Origin of the sequence: Microbispora sp. ZYX-F-249 (genome assembly GCF_039649665.1) — a bacterium.
Classification (GTDB): Bacteria; Actinomycetota; Actinomycetes; order Streptosporangiales; family Streptosporangiaceae; genus Microbispora; species Microbispora maris.
This window is the reverse complement of sequence record NZ_JBDJAW010000012.1, coordinates 41,562-56,338: the sequence shown is the minus strand read 5'-3', so window position 1 is coordinate 56,338 and position 14,777 is coordinate 41,562. Positions and strand designations below refer to the sequence as shown.

Below are 14,777 nucleotides of genomic sequence, written 5' to 3'. Positions count from 1 at the left end.
CCGGCGAACCCACCACATCCCAGCACCGAGAATCGAGCTGCCCGCATGCCCGCTTCGCCTCACCACACCACGTTCGCCGACTGGCTGCGCTCCCACGCCGTCCCGCTCGCCCACCTCGACGCCGAGGCGCCGCTCGACGACCTGGAGCCGCTGCGCGGCATCATCGGCGATGCGCGCGTCGTCGCGATCGGCGAGAACTCCCACTTCATCACCGAGTTCGCACTCATGCGGCAGCGCATCCTGCGGTTCCTCGTCGAACGCTGCGGTTTCACCGTCCTGGCCTTCGAGTACGGCTTCAGCGAGGGCTTCCCCCTCGACGCCTGGGCCCGGGGTGAGGGGACGGACGACGACCTGGCGACCCACCTGGACGCGGCGATCCCCGTGGGACTCGACGATCCCCTGCGCTGGATCCGCCGGCACAACCGCACGGCCTCGCCACCGGTGCGTTTCGCCGGGATCGACATTCCCGCGGCGGGTGGGTCCCTGCTGCCCGCCCTGACCCCGGTCGCCGACTACCTGCACGAAATCGACCCCGAGACCCTGCCGATGGTCGAGACGGCGACGCGGATCGCCGGATCGTTCGCCGGCCCCTCCGCCGCGTCCGCCGCACCTGCGTGGTCCCGCCTGCCCACCGCCGAGCAGGACGCTCTCACCGCGGCTCTGCTGCGTCTGCTTATCCGGTTCCGCGCCGTCGAAGCGCTGTACGTCTCCCGCGGGGACCGGCACCGTTATGACGTCGCCCTGCGTTGCCTGGAGGCCGCCTGCCACGCCGACTACGGCTTCCGCGCCATGGCCGGCCTGTACGCCGGCACCGGTCTGACCGCCGACACCTCGGCCCGGGACGTCTACATGGCCGGTTCCGTCCTGTGGCACCTGCAGCGCTTCGCCCCCGGGACCCGCGTTGTGCTGGCGGCCCACAACGCCCACATCCAGAAGACGCCGGTGTCTTTCCACGGTCACCTCACCGGGCTGCCCATGGGACAGCATCTGCACCGCTCCCTGGGGGATGACTACGTCGCACTCGCGCTGACGAGCATCGCCGGGCACACCGCCGACATGCGCCCGGACGAGAACGCGCGCTTCGGTTTCACCGTCGAGAACACCGAGCTGGAGCCGCCCGAGCAGGGCAGTGTCGAGGCCGCGTTCGCCGATGCCGGTCTCGGGCTCGGCCTCGCCGATCTGCGCCGGGCACGCCCCGGCATCCCCGGTGACGCCGGCCTCGCCCCGGGTCCCGACCGTATCCGGATACAGAGCGCCTACCTGCACACTCCCGTCCTCGAAGCGTTCGACGCGATCCTCAACGTCCCGGCCTCAACCGTGGCCGACGGTCTCGGGGGTCGAGGAGGCCGTCGAGGAGGATGAGCGAATGACCCATCACCAGGCGCCCGCCGAAGCCGACCTGATCGTCGACGGCACCGGGCTGCTGTGCGTCACCCTCCTGCTGCGCCTGCGCGCCGCCATCGACGGTCTGCGACCCGGCCGCGTCGTGCACATCATCGCCACCGACCCGGCCGCACCCCTGGACCTGCCCGCCTGGTGCCACACCACCGGGCACACCTACCTCGGGCCCGTCCCCGGCGGCCGGCCGGTGTACGCGGTCAAGATCGGCGCTCGTGTACGCCCCACCCAGCCGAGCAAACCCTGGCACACCCGGCAGGACTGACTCCCGCTCTCGGCGCATGCGCTCGATTTCACGTCATCGCCTGGCACGGGCCCCACACCAGCAGCGCCTGCGGGGCCGGGTCGACGGTAAGCTGCCGCGCCCGTTCATCGGGGGCCTGCCGCGTTGCCCACCGCACCCGTCGTGGCCGCGATCCAGACCTGGACGGCACGCGCGACGGCTGAACGAGGCGGAAATGAGCCGGAGTATCGGGCGAACCGCTGGGTGCACTCCCCGGGGAGGTTGGTGACGCGGCTGAGGGGTGGCACCGTCGGTCATCTACTCTGCGGGAACATTTGTCCAAGATGGATAGTCGACCGCCCGTGCATAGTCTCCGCATGAGTGAGTACGACATCGAGCACTCCCATCGGATGCACGTGGTCCATGACGGCCCGCGGCAGGCGCCGCCGTTGCTGCTCATCCACGGATCGGGGGCCTCAAGCGGCTTCTGGAGCCCGATGGTCCCGGCACTGGCCGCCCACCATCACCTCATCCGGGTCGACCTGCCGGGCTGCGGCCAGTCCCCGCCCGCGCCGTCCTACGACGTGCCCGCGCAGGCGGGCCAGGTGGCGGCGCTGCTGGACGACCTCGGCCTTCGTCACGTCGCCGTGGCCGGGCACTCCAGCGGCGGCTACGTCGCCACCGCGCTTGCCGAACAACGTCCCGACCTCGTGGGTTCGCTTGCACTGATCAGTAGCGGCCCGAGCCCGGATGCGCTCCTTCGGCAGCCGTTCGTCCTTCGGCTCCTGCTGGCCCCGCCGTTGGGCCCGCTCCTGTGGCCGAGGCGTTCGGATGCGATGATCCGCAAGGGGATCAGTGCGACGGCCGTCCGCCCGGTGGACCTCCCGGACGACGTGGTCGCCGACGTACGGAGCATCACCTACCGCGTGATGAGAACGGTCCTGCGCCGCAACACCGCCTACATCGCCGCACGGAGCGTGCCCGAGCGCCTGGCCGCCCTCCGGGTCCCCGTTCAGGTGATCTTCGGCTCTGCCGACCCCCGTTGGGAGCCGTCGTCGGCGCACCGGTACGACGCGGTGCCGAACGCACGGGTCGAGCTGCTGCCCGGCGTCGGGCACCTCCCCATGATGGAAGCGCCCGAGACGACCAGCGAACTACTGCTGCGCTTCACGGCAACGACCGCCGACAACCCGTGACCCCTGATGCCTAGATGGCGGCTGGGCGCCCACCCACCGGTCGATCCGCAGGTCGCCTACGTCTGGCGGCGGACGCTCACCAGCCGGGGGCGGGTGCGGGTCGACGGCCTGGCGGACGAGGTCGGCTGGAGCCGCAAGCGCCTGTGGTCCCGCTTCCGGTCCCAGCTCGGCATCACACCCAAAACGCGCCGCCCGGCTGGTGCGCTTCGACCACGCCGCCCACCTGCTCGCGGCGGGCCACACTGCCGCCCGCGTTGCCGCCGAGAGCGGCTATGTCGACCAGTCCCACCTGCACCGCGAGGTCACGACGTTTGCCGGGCTCACGCCCACGGCCCTGGCCGTCGCGCCGTGGCTCGCGGTCGACGACGTCGCGTGGCCGGCTTCATCGCCGGCCCAGCCCGGCGAAGGATGGCGAACGCATCCCCGGCTTTCGTGCGGCATGCCGCCCCACAACGGACCTTCCCCCCGGCGTCTAGCATCGGGTCATGGGTTCCGGCGTGCGCGTACGTCACGACGACGCGGCGGTGTGGGACGTCGCACGCCCGGCACGGCCCGGCCGGATGGCCGGGGTTACCATGGCCGGGTTCCGCGACCGGGGCATGACCCCGGCCGGCCTCCGGCTGATCCCGCACCCGGCCGTGACGCTGGCTCTGGTGTTCGGCGCCGGTCCGGTCGTCGTCGACGACGCCGGGCGGCAGCGGCGCGGGAGTCTCGTCGCGGGACTCGCGTTCGGGCCGGCCCGGGTGCGGCGGGCGGAGGCCTTCGAGTGCGTGCAGGTGCGTCTGTCCCCAGTGGTCGCACGCGCGGTCCTGGGTGTCCGCCCGGCCGACCTGGACGGCGCCGTCGTGGCTCTTGAGGACCTGTGGGGCCGGGAGGCGGCGCGGATCGGCGAGCGGCTGGGCGGCCTGTCCTCCTGGGAGGATCGCTTCGCGCTGACCGAGGCGCTGCTCGCCCGCCGGCGTGAGGCGGGGACGCCCGTGGACCCCGAGGTGGCCTGGGCCTGGCACCGGATCGTCGCCGGTCGCGGCAGGGTCCGCGTCGACCGGCTGGCGGCCGAACTCGGCTGGAGCCGTAAGCGCCTGTGGTCCCGGTTCCGCTCGCAGATCGGGCTGCAGCCCAAGCGTGCCGCGAAACTGGTCCGCTTCGACCACGCCGTCCACCGTCTGGCCGCCGGGCAGGACGCGGCCGGTGCCGCGGCGGACTGCGGCTACACCGACCAGTCGCATCTGCACCGGGACGTCGTGGCGTTCACCGGGGTCTCCCCCGCGGCAGTGGCCGGTGCGCCTTTTCTGGCGGTCGACGACAGGGCGTGGGCCTGGCCGCGGAACCTCCGGTGAGGGCTCAGCCGTCGGGGGCCACGCCGTACACGCGGGACAGGTCGGCGACGGCCTCGGCCATCAGCGCGCGCAGCCCGGCCGGCTCCAGCACCTCGATGAGGGCGCCCATCCGCAGGAACAGCCACCGGGCGTGCGTGAGGGACTCGATCGGCAGCGTCAGCCAGGTCCAGCCGCCGGGCTCCGGCTGCCCGTCCGCCAGCGCCTTGTCGACGACGTCGCGGCCGAGGGTGTACCGCAGCAGGTCCTCGGCTCCCGGCGCGAGCCGTACCACCGCCTCGGCCGTGTACATGCGTGCGGCGAACTCCGCGGCGAAGCCGCGCCAGAACTCGGCGAGGTCGAAGTCCGGCGGCCGGTCGAAGCGCTCGGGCAGCACCTCGGCCTCGATGATCCGGCTCACGCGGTAGGTGCGCACCGTGCCGTCGCAGGCGGCGGCGAGGTACCAGGATCCGCCCTTGAGCACCAGGCCGTAGGGATGCACCAGCCGATCGACCTCGGTCGGCCCCCACCGGCGGTAGCGCAGCCGCAGCGCCCGCTCCTCCCAGACGGCCTCCGCGACCTCCGTGAGGAACGGCGCCTCGTCGGCCCCCCGGTACCAGCCCGGCACGTCGAGGTGGAACTTCTCCCGCATCCTGGCCGCGTGGGATCGCGGCTCGGGCGGCAGCGCGGCCAGCAGCTTCAGCTCCGCCGCCGCGGCGAAGTCGGCGAGCCCCAGCTCGGCGGCCGGGCCCGGCAGGCCGGCCAGGAACAGGGACGACGCCTCCTCCACGGTGAGCCCGTTGAGGCGCGTGCGGTAGCCGTCGAGCAGCCGGTATCCGCCGAGCGGCCCGCGATCCGCGTAGACGGGCACGCCGGCGGCCGACAGTGCCTCGACGTCGCGGTAGACCGTGCGAACCGACACTTCGAGCTCTTCGGCGATTTCCGTGGCGGTCATCCTGCCGCGGGTCTGCAGCAGGAGCAGCAGGGACAGCAACCGGCTCGCGCGCATGTGCCCAGTGTGCCACCTTTACAAAGTAGATTTATTTGCTTTCGCACATCCAGTGTGTTCAAATGCACACATGGAAAGTGCCGACCGGATCCGGGCCATCATGAACGCGCTGCGCACCTCCGACAGCGTCTCCGTGGCAGAACTGGCGCTGGCGTACGGCGTGTCGGAGATGACCATCCGGCGCGACCTCGACGAGCTCGCCCAGCAGGGAGTGGTCCGGCGCGTCCGCGGTGGTGCGCTGAGCCTGCTGCTGCGCGGCGAGGAACCGCCCTTCGGCGTGCGAGAACGGGAGGCGATCGACGCCAAGCGCCGCATCGGCGCGGAGGTCGCCGCCCTGCTGGCCGACGGCGAGGCCGTGCTGCTGGACGGCGGCACGACCGCGCTCGAAGTCGCCCGCGCCGTGCGCGAGCGCCGCCTGACCGTCCTGCCGCTGGCACTGCAGGCGGCTCAGGAACTGACGGGCGCCCCCCGCGTCCGCCTCGTCCTGCCCGGCGGGGAGGTGCGGCACGGGGAGTTGAACTTCGTCGGGCCGCTCACCGAGACCTCGATCAGGGCCCTCCGGTTCGACACCGCGGTGATCGGCTGCTGCGGCCTGTCGGCCGAGCACGGCCTGACCGCGCACGACCTGCCCGAAGTGGCGATCAAGCAGGCCGCGATCGCCTCGGCGCGCCGGGTCGTCGTCGTGTGCGACTCGGGCAAGTTCACCCGCACGGCCTTCGGCGCGGTCTGCGGCCTCGACCGGCTCGACGTGGTGGTCACCGACGAGGGCATCCCCCGGGACCAGCACGACGCGCTCACCGCCGCCGGAGTGACCGTGAGGACCGTCCCCGCCTCGGCTCCCGTCTCGACCACCGATTCCAGCCCCGTCACCTGAGCGTCGCCCTCCCCGAGCACGCTCCGCCCAGGCTCACGTCCGCGCCGTACAGGCCCGGGGCGGACGCGAACCAGACGACCACCCCACTCCCCCGCCCGCCCTAACACCCGGCCTCCGCCTCATGGCAGCGCGCCGCGAACGCCACATGTGAGCGTTCGCACAGCGCGCCACCACCATTCGGCACGGGCCGTCCACGCAGCAGCGGGCCTCGGCCCGCCGCGCCGTCCACCGGACCTTCACCCCGGCCCTTCACCTCGGCCCTTCACCCCGGTCACGCCCCGGCCCTTCACCCCGGTCACGCCCCGCCCGGGCCTGCACAGAAGAACCTTCCACTCCGAACCTCCAGTGCCCCCGAGGAGCACGACATGGTTGCTGCCCTGTCCGCCCCCGCCCACCCGGCGCTCCTACGCGCGCGCGTGGCCGTCTACGGACTGTTCCTGCTGTCCGGCATGGCCATCGGCACGTGGACCAGCAGGATTCCCGCCATCAAGGCGGACCTGCGGCTCAGCGACGGCGCGCTCAGCCTGGGACTGCTCGGCATCGCGGCCGGCGCCATCACCGGCATGCAGGTCGTCGGCCGGCTGGTGGACCGGCACGGCAGCTACCGGACCATGCTGCCGATGGCCCTCGTCCAGGGGCTCGTCCTGGTGATCCCCGCCTACATGCCGAACCTCCCGGCGCTCGCGCTGTCCCTGTTCGCGTTCGGCGCGGTGCACGGCACCCTCGACGTGGCCATGAACGCCAACGCCGTCGTGGTCGAGCGGGCCTACGGCAAACCGATCATGTCGTCCTTCCACGCGGTGTTCAGCGTCGGCGGGTTCGCGGGGGCGTCGGCAGGCGGTCTGTTCGCCCACGCCGGGGTGAGCCCGGGAGTGACCTTCGCCGCGATGGGCGCGGTGATCCTGCTGATCGCCCTGCTGAGCGCGCGCTGGGCCGTCCGGGACGACCCGGCGCGAGAAGCGGCGCCGGTCGCGTCCCCCGCGGCCGGCCCGGCACGGCGGCGGCGTGTCAACAGCGCCGTGCTGTTCCTCGGCGTCCTGGCCTTCTGCTGCCTCGTCGGAGAGGGCGCCTCGGCCGACTGGGGCTCGGTCTACCTGCGCGACAACCTGGGCTCCTCCCCCGGCTTCGCCGCCGCCGCGTACGCCGCGTTCTCGATCATGATGACGGCCGGCCGGTTCGCCGGGGACCGTCTCGCCGCCCGGCTCGGGCCGGTCACGCTGGTCCGCTGCTGCGGAGGGCTGGCCGGGGTGGGTCTCGCGGCCGGGATCCTCGTCGGTCACCCCGTCGCCGGGGTGGTGGGGTTCGGGCTGTTCGGCGCGGGCCTGTCGTGCATCGTCCCCCAGGTGTTCTCGGCCGCCGGGCACCGCGACCCCGCCCAGTCGGGCCGTGCGCTCGCCGCCGTGGCGAGCCTCGGCTACACCGGTTTCCTCACCGGGCCCGTTCTCATCGGCGGCCTGGCCGAGGCCGTCACCCTCCCGTACGCGTTGCTGGTGCCCGCCGTGCTCGCGTTGTTCGTGGCCCTCGCAGCACCGGCGCTGCGCTCGCCCCGGCCGGAACCCGCGGCCGATCGGGACGCCGAGCCCGCCCGATGACGGCCGGAGGGACGGTGCCCGGTCAGGGCCGGAGCAGCGCCTTGACGGCGCGGCGTTCGTCCATGGCCCGGTAGCCCTCGGCGGCCCGGTCGAGGGGCGGTGTACCGGCAGGGCACCCCTCGGGACGCGGCCGAGGGCGAGGGTTGGAGAGGGACGGGCCGGGCAGGGGTGGGGCGTGTCCGTCACCAACGATCCCCAGAAGCCGGTCCCGGCCTACCGGAGGCTCGCGGCGATGCTCCGCGAGGAGATCGTGCGGGGCCGCATCGAACCCGACCGCCCGCTGCCGCCGGAGGAGCGCCTCGTGCGCGAGCAGGGAGTCGCCCCCGAGGACGTGCGCCGCGCCGTGGAGGTGCTCAGCGGCGAGGGCCTCGTGTACACGATCGAGGGGCGGGGGGCGTACGTGTCCACCCGCGCCGAGGAGACGGGCGGCGGCTGAGCGGCCGACCGTCCCGTCCCCACCGGCGGGTGCTATCCGGCCTGACCGGACGAGCGGGGCTCCCGCCACATGGGATACATGACCGGGCCGCCGGGAATCCGGAGCAGCTCCGGCATGTCGGTGTAGCCGTGGCGGAGATAGAGCCGCCGGCTCGCCTCGCTGCTGGCCTCGAGGTAGGCCGGGATCCCTTCGGCGTCGAGCCTGCGGTGGTGCTCCTCCAGCAGCAGGCTGCCGAGGCCGCGGCCGGTCCTGCCCCGCTCCAGGGCGATGAACGCCAGGAAGTGGTGCGGCTCATGGGGGTGGAGCTTGTCCATCAGCTCTCCGAGGACGCGGTAGCGTTCGGCGTTGTCGCCCGCGAAGGACGCGATGGCCTCCTGCTCTCCGGGGATCTCGGGGAACGGCGCGGCGAACCAGACCGCCACACCGGCCAGTTCACCCGATTCGTGGATGCCGTACACGTCGCCGTGCTCCAGCGCGTGCCCGGCCCACATGGTGAAGAACCGCCGCTGCATGGGCAGGCGGTCCTCCACCCGCGGGACGAGCCATCTGGTGATCTCGTCGACGTGGAAGGTGTCGGCGATGAGCCCGCCGGCGGCGTCCGCGTCCGTCATCCGGGTGATCTCGACCGTCATTTCACGCCCCCGCCGACTGCCTGCGCGCCCAGTCCGATGTTGGCGTACACCTCGGGCCGGATCGACTTCAGCACCCGGCCCCAGACGAGGCCGAGGATGATCGCGACGACGAAGATGCCAGGCAGGATCCAGCGGAGGATCGAGTCGGGCTCGACTCCGAGGACCGTGTCGAAGTTGACCAGGGTGAGGCCGATGATCACGCAGAGCGCCAGGATCGCCAGCGCCGGGGCGATGCGGGTGCGCCAGGTCGTCTCCCCCCGCGGATCACGGGAGAAGAACACGATCACCGAGATCGAGGTGACGGTGAGCAGGGTCAGCAGCCCGAGACCGCCGAATGTGCCGAAGATGAAGAACATCTTGGTGACCGGGTCGAGGCCGGAGATCGCGTACACGGTGATCACGATCAGCCCGAGCACCGTCTGCAGCAGCGAGCCGGCGATCGGAGCGGCCGTGCGGGCGGACGTACGGCCGAAGATCGAGGGCAGGACGTTCTCCCGGCCCAGGGCGAAGATGTAGCGGGCCGTGGTGTTGTGGAAGGCGATCATGCAGGCGATGCTGCTGGTCACGAACAGCACCGAGCCGATCGTCGAGACGGCGGAGCCCAGGTGTGCGGCGGCCTGGTTGAAGATGAGCTCGGTCCCCTGCTCCGAGGCGGCCTTGACGATCCCGTCCGGCCCGGTCGGCACCGTCTGCGCCCAGGCGGAGAACGAGTACAGCAGGGCGATGATCGCGATGCCCAGGTAGGTGGCGATCGGCACGGTCCGGTGGCGGTCCTTGGACTCCTCGGCGAAGACCACCGACGACTCGATGCCGGCGAAGCCCGCGACGACGGTGGCGAGCGCCGCGCCCACGCCGGGCACGAACAGCGCGCCGGGGCTGAAGCCCTCGAAGCTGATCCCGCCCGCGCCCGCGTGCGTCACGTCGCCGAGGTCGAACAGCAGCACGATGGCGATCTCGCTGATCAGCAGCACGGACAGGATCTTCCCGTTGACGTCCACCCGCAGCAGCCCGAGCAGGCCGGTCAGCGTCCAGGCCACGAGCGCGATCACCCACCACGGGGGCGAGCCGCCGAACCAGCCGACGAGCAGCGGCTCGGCGGCCGACCCGATGATGCCGTAGAGGCCGAGTTGCAGCGCGTTGTAGGCCAGCAGCGCCACCCACGCGGTCGCGACTCCCTGGGTCCGGCCGAGCCCCTGGGCGGCGTAGGCGTAGAAGGCGCCCGCGTTCACCACGTGCCGTGCCATGGTCACGTATCCGACGGCGAAGAGCGCGAAGACGGCGCCCAGCAGCAGGAACGCGAACGGGACGCCGATGACGCCCGTCACCGTGTACGCCGTCGGGACCGAACCCGCGACGACCATCAGCGGCGCCGCCGCGGAGATGACGAAGAACACGATGGACGGCACGCCGAGCCGGTCCTCGGCCAGTGCGGCGTTGACGACGCTGGGCCGTTGCTCTGTGAGGGACACCTGGAACTCCGTGTGAGGGGGTCGGAGGTCACCGGCGGCTGATGACAGCCTCGCCGACGGCGACCTTGGTCTGGGCGATGAGTCGCTGCAGGGCTGCGGGGAGCGTGGCGGTCACGGCGGCCACGAACCGGGGATCGTGCTCGGACAGGACCCGCTGCGCGCAGCCGGCCGCGGCCAGGAGCCCCAGCAGGACGCAGTCCCGGACCGCCGGCGGCTTGCGCCGCTGCACGGCGAGGTTCAGCCGGGCGAGCGGCCACGCGGCCGTGTTGATGTCCGCCGGGGCCGCGGGCTGCTGCTTCAGCAGGTGCCTGACCGGGGGCTTCAGCAGGTTCGCGACGATCATCCGGGCGGTGACGTCGGCGTAGATCGTCCGGGCGAAGAAGCGCAGCCACGTGCCGACCGGGTGGTGCGGTTCGGCGATGACGTGACCGAGCACCGAGCTGGTGAGCGGGTCCCCCGTTGCCTCCCGGACCGTCGCGTGGAGGCGCTCGGGGTTCGAGGTGAGGTCGAACGCCACGCGCTCGGCGAGCATCAGCTCGGCGAGGACCGCGCCGGCCAGCGCCAGGCCCGTGAGCCGGGGATGAAGCAACGGATGACCCGTCACATCGTCGTGCAGGACAAAGTACAGATCATCGACAAGGGACGGGCTCGAAAGATCGCTTTCAGCCACGGTCGGCGATCATATAGGCGAATTGTTTCATCTGTCATCGCACGAAATCGCATTGTGTGGGCGACTTCGCGTTTCTCCGCCCGATACTCAAATTATGCCAACCGGAATGCGCTTTTCGGGTAATGCAATTACAGCGCGTCGCACCGGCGGGTGCGGAACGTGTCAGCGGATCAGGACATTCACCAGGATCGTGAGCAGGATCGACGCGACGATCGAGATGACGATCATCATGAGGCAGCCCGACGCTCCCCCGAGTGGCCGAATCTTGAAATTTCCTGGCATGGCGCCCTCCTCCGCTGCTGCTCGATGTGCGCCTACCCCCGGACTGCAGGCCGAACCGAGCGCGGTTTGTCCGTTTTGCGGCCGGGCATCGTCGGCCTATGACGATCCGGGACGACAGGAGCGCGGCGGCTCTGGCCCGCGCCCATGGGCTCTTCAACATCGCGGGCGGGCTGTGGCCGCTCCTGCACATGCCGAGCTTCGAGAAGGTGTTCGGCGCGAAGACCGACCGGTGGCTGGAACGCACCGTCGCCGGGCTGCTCGTCGGGATCGGCTGGACACAGGTCCGCGCCGCGTCCGCGCCCGGCGGCGCCGACCACGCGCGCCGTCTCGGCATGGCCACGGCGGCGGCGCTGCTCGCCGTCGATCTGGTCTACGTGCCCGCGGGCCGCATCCGGCCCGCCTATCTCCTCGACGCGGCGGCCGAGGCGATGTGGCTGCGCGCCTGGCGGGCCCGGGCCGTACGGCCGGAGCCTCCGTCCACCCGGACCGGCTCGGTGTTCGCCGCCGCGGCGGCGCTGGCCGCGGGCTGTGCCACGGGCGCCGTGCTGGCCACGCGGATGCTGCGGCGGCGGTCGGAGCCCGGCGACTCCGAGCTCACCCGGGCCCGCTACCTGCGCCATCCGGCGGCGCGGTGAGCCAGGTTACGGGCCACGACGACGGGTAGAGCGAACGGCAGTTCGACAATGGAGGAGTCATGGACCGAGGACCGGTGGAGAAGGACCCCGAGGAGTGGGCGACGGGGGACGAGCCGATGACCGCGCCGCAGGAGTCCTACCTGCGCACGCTGGCCAGGGAGGCCGGGCGGGACGTGCCGGAGGGACTCAGCAAGGCCGAGGCCTCCAAGCTGATCGACGAGCTGCAGGACCAGAGCCGCCGCCTGAGCGACAACGGGTGAACGGAGCCGAAGGGCCGCCCGGGACGACCCCGGGCGGCCCTTCGGCATGCTCGGGCGCCCTCACCCGGGCAGCGTCTCGCCGCCGATCGGGGCGAGGACCTCTCCCGTGTAGTACGACGACAGCCGGTTGGCGGCGAAGAACACGTACGAGGGAGCGATCTCGTCCGGGTCCGCCGGGCGGCCCATCGGGACCTGCTGACCGAACTTGTCCACCTTCTCCTCCGGGAACGTGGCCGGGATGAGCGGCGTCCAGACCGGCCCGGGAGCCACGGCGTTGATCCTGATCCCCCGTTCGACCAGCACCTGGGCCATCGAGTAGGTGAACGCGTTGATCGCGCCCTTGGTCGCGGAGTAGTCGATCAGCTGCTTGTTGCCGCGCAGCCCGTTGATCGACGAGGTGTTCACGATCGATCCGCCCTCGGGCATGTGCCGCAGCGCGGCCTTGGTGACGCGAAAGTAGCTGTGGATGTTGACGGCGAAGGTGCGCTCCCACTGTTCGTCCGGCAGCTCTTCCAGCGACTGCACGGGGGTCTGCGTGGCCACGTTGTTCACCAGCACGTCGATCCCGCCGAGCTCGCGGACCGTGCGCTCGACGACCTCCTCGCAGTGGCGGGGATCGGCGAGGTCGCCCGGGATGGTCACACAGCGGCGCCCCTCCTGCTCCACCAGCTTCCTGGTGTGCTCGGCGTCCTCGTGCTCGGTCAGGTACGCGATCGCGACGTCCGCCCCCTCCTTGGCGAACGCCACGGCCACGGCCCGCCCGATGCCGGAGTCGCCGCCGGTGACGAGCGCGCGCTTGCCGGCCAGCAGGTCGCGTCCGGTGTAGTCGCGCATCTCGTCCCTGGGCTCGGGCGTCATCTCGCCCGTCCGGCCGGGATACTGCTGCGTCTGCGGTGGCGGTGTGGAGTTCGGCTGCTCAGACATGCACGTCGGGTACCCCTGGCCCGCCAGGGCAAACGGCCGCCGGCGAGCCCCCGGGGCGATCGCGATCGATACACAGTGTTACCTATCCATCACGCTTTAACGTCCCGAGATGGGACATCGGGTATGACGTTGCCATGACACCCCGGTCGCGGATCGCTCCGCTCGACGTGGTCTGGAGAACCTGCGACGCCGTGCCCGAGTGCCTCGGCGTCGCCTGCGCACCGTACGGCAGGTGCCTGGCGCACCTCACGCCGGTCGAGTCGGCCGGGGTCCTGCGGGGCCTGGTGCCGGGTCAGTCCCTCGACCTGCGCGGCACCGTCCTGCCGGAGGACCTGCTCACGCGGGTTCTCGACGGCGTGGAGCGCCGTCTCGGCCGGGCCAGGTTCGACCACGCGGTCTTCCCCGGCCCGGCCCGCTTCGCCGAGGTCGTCTTCGCCGGTGACGCGACCTTCGACCACGCCCGTTTCGAGCGTCTCGCCTCGTTCTACGGAGCCCGGTTCCTGCGCAACCTCTCCTTCCGCCAGGCCCGGTTCCTGCGCGAGCTGTCCCTGCACGACGCCCAAGTGGGCGGCCACGCCGCCTTCGACCGGGTCACGGTGCGCGGCGACGCCCTGTTCAGCGAGGCACGGTTCGGCGGGGCACGGTTCGGCGGGGCACCGTTCGGTGGGGCGCCTCCGGGAAGGACGGGGACGGCGTCGTTCCAGGGCACGCGGTTCCACGGGTTCGCCACGTTCGACGCGGCCGTCATCCACGGGGACGCCGCATTCCGCGGGGCCCGGTTCCACCGGGCCGTCTCCTTCCGCGGCTCGGGCTGGGAGTCGGGCGCCGACTTCCAGGGGGCCCGCTTCGAGGGGGCGGCCTACCTCGGCCCGATGCGGATCGCGCGGCGGCTGTCGCTGGCGGGCGTGCGGGCCCGCGCCTCGTTGCACCTCGACACCGGCACCGGCACCGGCGGGTGCCGGGTGGTGCTGCGCTCGGCCGTGCTCGCACGGCTCACCGCGCGGCTGTCCGACGCCGAGGTCGACCTGCGGAACGCGACGCTGGCCGGGCCGTCCGCCGTCACCCGTCGCGCCGGGCGGCTGCGCGTGACCTCGCTCGACGGCCTCGACGCGGACGTGCTCACGCTGACCGGGGCCGACCTGCGCGGGTGCGGTCTCGGCGGGCTGCGCCGCCCCGAGGGCCTGCGTCTGCGGGAGTGCCTGTTCGCCGCGCCGCCGGGCGGGCTCGGGCTGCGGCTGGGCTGGCCGCCCGTGCGGTGGTGGAGCCGCCGCCGGGTCATCGCCGACGAGCACCTGTGGCGGGGCTGGCCGCCGGAGGCGGATGGGCGCACCGCCGTCCCCGCCGCGGACAGCGCACCCGGCGCCGCACCCGACCCGGCGCGCCTGGCGGCCGTGTACGAGCGGCTGCGGCCGGGCGTCGACGACGCGCGGGTGGCGGCCGACTTCGCGTTCGGCGCGATGGAGATGCGGCGGCTGGGCAGCGCACGCGGCCGGGCGAGGCTGCTGCTTTCGCTGTACTGGCTCGCCTGCGGGTACGGCCTGCGCGCGGGGCGGGCCCTCGGGTGGCTCACGCTGGTGGCGGCCCTCGCCGCGGGCGCGGTGGGCTGGACCGCCATGGCGCGCCCGGCGGGCAAGCACGGCGTCCAGCGGGCCCGGGTCGCGGTCGTGCGGCCCGCGGCGTCCGCCTCCCGCCCGGCGCACAACGCCGGCGGCTGAGGCACAGCGCTGAGGCACAGCGCTGAGGCGCGGGGCGCCCCGAGCCGCCCTGCGGTTCCCAATAGTCGGGCCAGGTGACGTACGTGGCCGCGTGTCCCCGGCCGGCCTTCCGCGGCCCCTCGAACTCGGCGTGTGCCCGGCGCCTGCCC

The 14,777-nt window shown here is 72.6% G+C and carries 15 protein-coding genes and 1 pseudogene; 11 read left to right on the top strand and 5 right to left on the bottom strand.

Features of this window, described 5'->3' with window-relative positions:
* Positions 1-45 precede the first annotated feature (45 nt).
* From AAH991_RS16495 to AAH991_RS16475, 5 genes and pseudogenes are all read left to right on the top strand, one after another.
* Positions 46-1,362 carry an erythromycin esterase family protein gene (locus AAH991_RS16495; protein WP_346226703.1) on the top strand — a complete coding sequence of 439 codons (1,317 nt, stop codon included), beginning with the start codon at positions 46-48 and terminating at the stop codon, positions 1,360-1,362.
* A gap of 4 nt (positions 1,363-1,366) precedes the next feature.
* Positions 1,367-1,663, top strand: coding sequence for a sulfurtransferase TusA family protein (locus AAH991_RS16490; RefSeq protein WP_346226702.1), 297 nt, complete (start codon positions 1,367-1,369; stop codon positions 1,661-1,663).
* A 335-nt stretch (positions 1,664-1,998) separates the two neighbouring features.
* Complete coding sequence (locus tag AAH991_RS16485) at positions 1,999-2,817, top strand: alpha/beta fold hydrolase (protein WP_346226701.1); 819 nt, start codon at positions 1,999-2,001, stop codon at positions 2,815-2,817.
* Positions 2,818-3,016: 199 nt separating this feature from the next.
* A pseudogene (locus AAH991_RS16480) lies at positions 3,017-3,091 on the top strand (hypothetical protein); the annotation flags it as partial.
* 211 nt (positions 3,092-3,302) lie between these two features.
* Positions 3,303-4,154: a helix-turn-helix domain-containing protein gene (locus AAH991_RS16475; RefSeq protein WP_346226700.1), complete on the top strand. Its 852-nt coding sequence runs from the start codon at positions 3,303-3,305 to the stop codon at positions 4,152-4,154.
* Between the two features lie 4 nt (positions 4,155-4,158).
* On the opposite strand, the gene AAH991_RS16470 is transcribed toward AAH991_RS16475, so the two are convergent.
* Positions 4,159-5,139: a helix-turn-helix transcriptional regulator gene (locus AAH991_RS16470; RefSeq protein ID WP_346226699.1), complete on the bottom strand. Its 981-nt coding sequence runs from the start codon at positions 5,137-5,139 to the stop codon at positions 4,159-4,161.
* A gap of 70 nt (positions 5,140-5,209) precedes the next feature.
* Here AAH991_RS16470 and AAH991_RS16465 point away from each other — a divergent pair, with 70 nt between their 5' ends.
* From AAH991_RS16465 to AAH991_RS16455, 3 genes are all read left to right on the top strand, one after another.
* Positions 5,210-6,013, top strand: a complete 804-nt coding sequence (locus AAH991_RS16465) for a DeoR/GlpR family DNA-binding transcription regulator (protein WP_346226698.1) — start codon at positions 5,210-5,212, stop codon at positions 6,011-6,013.
* 365 nt (positions 6,014-6,378) lie between these two features.
* A complete protein-coding gene (locus AAH991_RS16460) occupies positions 6,379-7,605 on the top strand; it encodes an MFS transporter (protein ID WP_346226697.1) in 1,227 nt (408 codons plus the stop codon).
* Between the two features lie 175 nt (positions 7,606-7,780).
* The gene (locus AAH991_RS16455) at positions 7,781-8,041 is read left to right on the top strand and encodes a winged helix-turn-helix domain-containing protein (RefSeq protein ID WP_346226696.1); all 261 of its coding nucleotides are present in this window, start codon (positions 7,781-7,783) and stop codon (positions 8,039-8,041) included.
* A gap of 32 nt (positions 8,042-8,073) precedes the next feature.
* Here AAH991_RS16455 and AAH991_RS16450 read toward each other — a convergent pair whose 3' ends face one another.
* From AAH991_RS16450 to AAH991_RS16440, 3 genes are read right to left on the bottom strand one after another with little or no spacing between them, the layout of a single operon-like run.
* Positions 8,074-8,673 (bottom strand): GNAT family N-acetyltransferase, encoded by a 600-nt coding sequence (locus AAH991_RS16450; protein ID WP_346226695.1) that lies wholly within the window; start codon positions 8,671-8,673, stop codon positions 8,074-8,076.
* Positions 8,670-10,142, bottom strand: a complete 1,473-nt coding sequence (locus AAH991_RS16445) for an APC family permease (RefSeq protein WP_346226694.1) — start codon at positions 10,140-10,142, stop codon at positions 8,670-8,672. Before AAH991_RS16445 ends, AAH991_RS16450 begins: the two co-directional genes overlap by 4 nt.
* A gap of 28 nt (positions 10,143-10,170) precedes the next feature.
* Positions 10,171-10,812, bottom strand: coding sequence for a GOLPH3/VPS74 family protein (locus AAH991_RS16440; RefSeq protein ID WP_346226693.1), 642 nt, complete (start codon positions 10,810-10,812; stop codon positions 10,171-10,173).
* Between the two features lie 380 nt (positions 10,813-11,192).
* Here AAH991_RS16440 and AAH991_RS16435 point away from each other — a divergent pair, with 380 nt between their 5' ends.
* Both AAH991_RS16435 and AAH991_RS16430 read left to right on the top strand, forming a co-directional pair.
* On the top strand, positions 11,193-11,729 hold the full coding sequence (locus tag AAH991_RS16435) for a hypothetical protein (protein WP_346226692.1): 537 nt from the start codon (positions 11,193-11,195) through the stop codon (positions 11,727-11,729).
* Positions 11,730-11,788: 59 nt separating this feature from the next.
* A complete protein-coding gene (locus AAH991_RS16430; protein WP_346226691.1) occupies positions 11,789-11,989 on the top strand; it encodes a DUF3072 domain-containing protein in 201 nt (66 codons plus the stop codon).
* A gap of 60 nt (positions 11,990-12,049) precedes the next feature.
* On the opposite strand, the gene AAH991_RS16425 is transcribed toward AAH991_RS16430, so the two are convergent.
* Complete coding sequence (locus AAH991_RS16425) at positions 12,050-12,913, bottom strand: SDR family oxidoreductase (protein ID WP_346226690.1); 864 nt, start codon at positions 12,911-12,913, stop codon at positions 12,050-12,052.
* 134 nt (positions 12,914-13,047) lie between these two features.
* On the opposite strand from AAH991_RS16425, the gene AAH991_RS16420 reads away from it, so the two are divergent.
* Entirely contained in the window at positions 13,048-14,628 is a 1,581-nt protein-coding gene (locus AAH991_RS16420; RefSeq protein WP_346226689.1) for a pentapeptide repeat-containing protein, read from the top strand.
* Positions 14,629-14,777: the final 149 nt, after the last annotated feature.

Coding starts and splice junctions, on each gene's coding strand:
- AAH991_RS16495 (WP_346226703.1), top strand. CDS start 46: ATGCCCGCTTCGCCTCACCACACCACGTTCGCCGACTGGCTGCGCTCC.
- AAH991_RS16490 (WP_346226702.1), top strand. CDS start 1,367: ATGACCCATCACCAGGCGCCCGCCGAAGCCGACCTGATCGTCGACGGC.
- AAH991_RS16485 (WP_346226701.1), top strand. CDS start 1,999: ATGAGTGAGTACGACATCGAGCACTCCCATCGGATGCACGTGGTCCAT.
- AAH991_RS16475 (WP_346226700.1), top strand. CDS start 3,303: ATGGGTTCCGGCGTGCGCGTACGTCACGACGACGCGGCGGTGTGGGAC.
- AAH991_RS16470 (WP_346226699.1), bottom strand. CDS start 5,139: ATGCGCGCGAGCCGGTTGCTGTCCCTGCTGCTCCTGCTGCAGACCCGC.
- AAH991_RS16465 (WP_346226698.1), top strand. CDS start 5,210: ATGGAAAGTGCCGACCGGATCCGGGCCATCATGAACGCGCTGCGCACC.
- AAH991_RS16460 (WP_346226697.1), top strand. CDS start 6,379: ATGGTTGCTGCCCTGTCCGCCCCCGCCCACCCGGCGCTCCTACGCGCG.
- AAH991_RS16450 (WP_346226695.1), bottom strand. CDS start 8,673: ATGACGGTCGAGATCACCCGGATGACGGACGCGGACGCCGCCGGCGGG.
- AAH991_RS16435 (WP_346226692.1), top strand. CDS start 11,193: ATGACGATCCGGGACGACAGGAGCGCGGCGGCTCTGGCCCGCGCCCAT.
- AAH991_RS16430 (WP_346226691.1), top strand. CDS start 11,789: ATGGACCGAGGACCGGTGGAGAAGGACCCCGAGGAGTGGGCGACGGGG.
- AAH991_RS16425 (WP_346226690.1), bottom strand. CDS start 12,913: ATGTCTGAGCAGCCGAACTCCACACCGCCACCGCAGACGCAGCAGTAT.
- AAH991_RS16420 (WP_346226689.1), top strand. CDS start 13,048: ATGACACCCCGGTCGCGGATCGCTCCGCTCGACGTGGTCTGGAGAACC.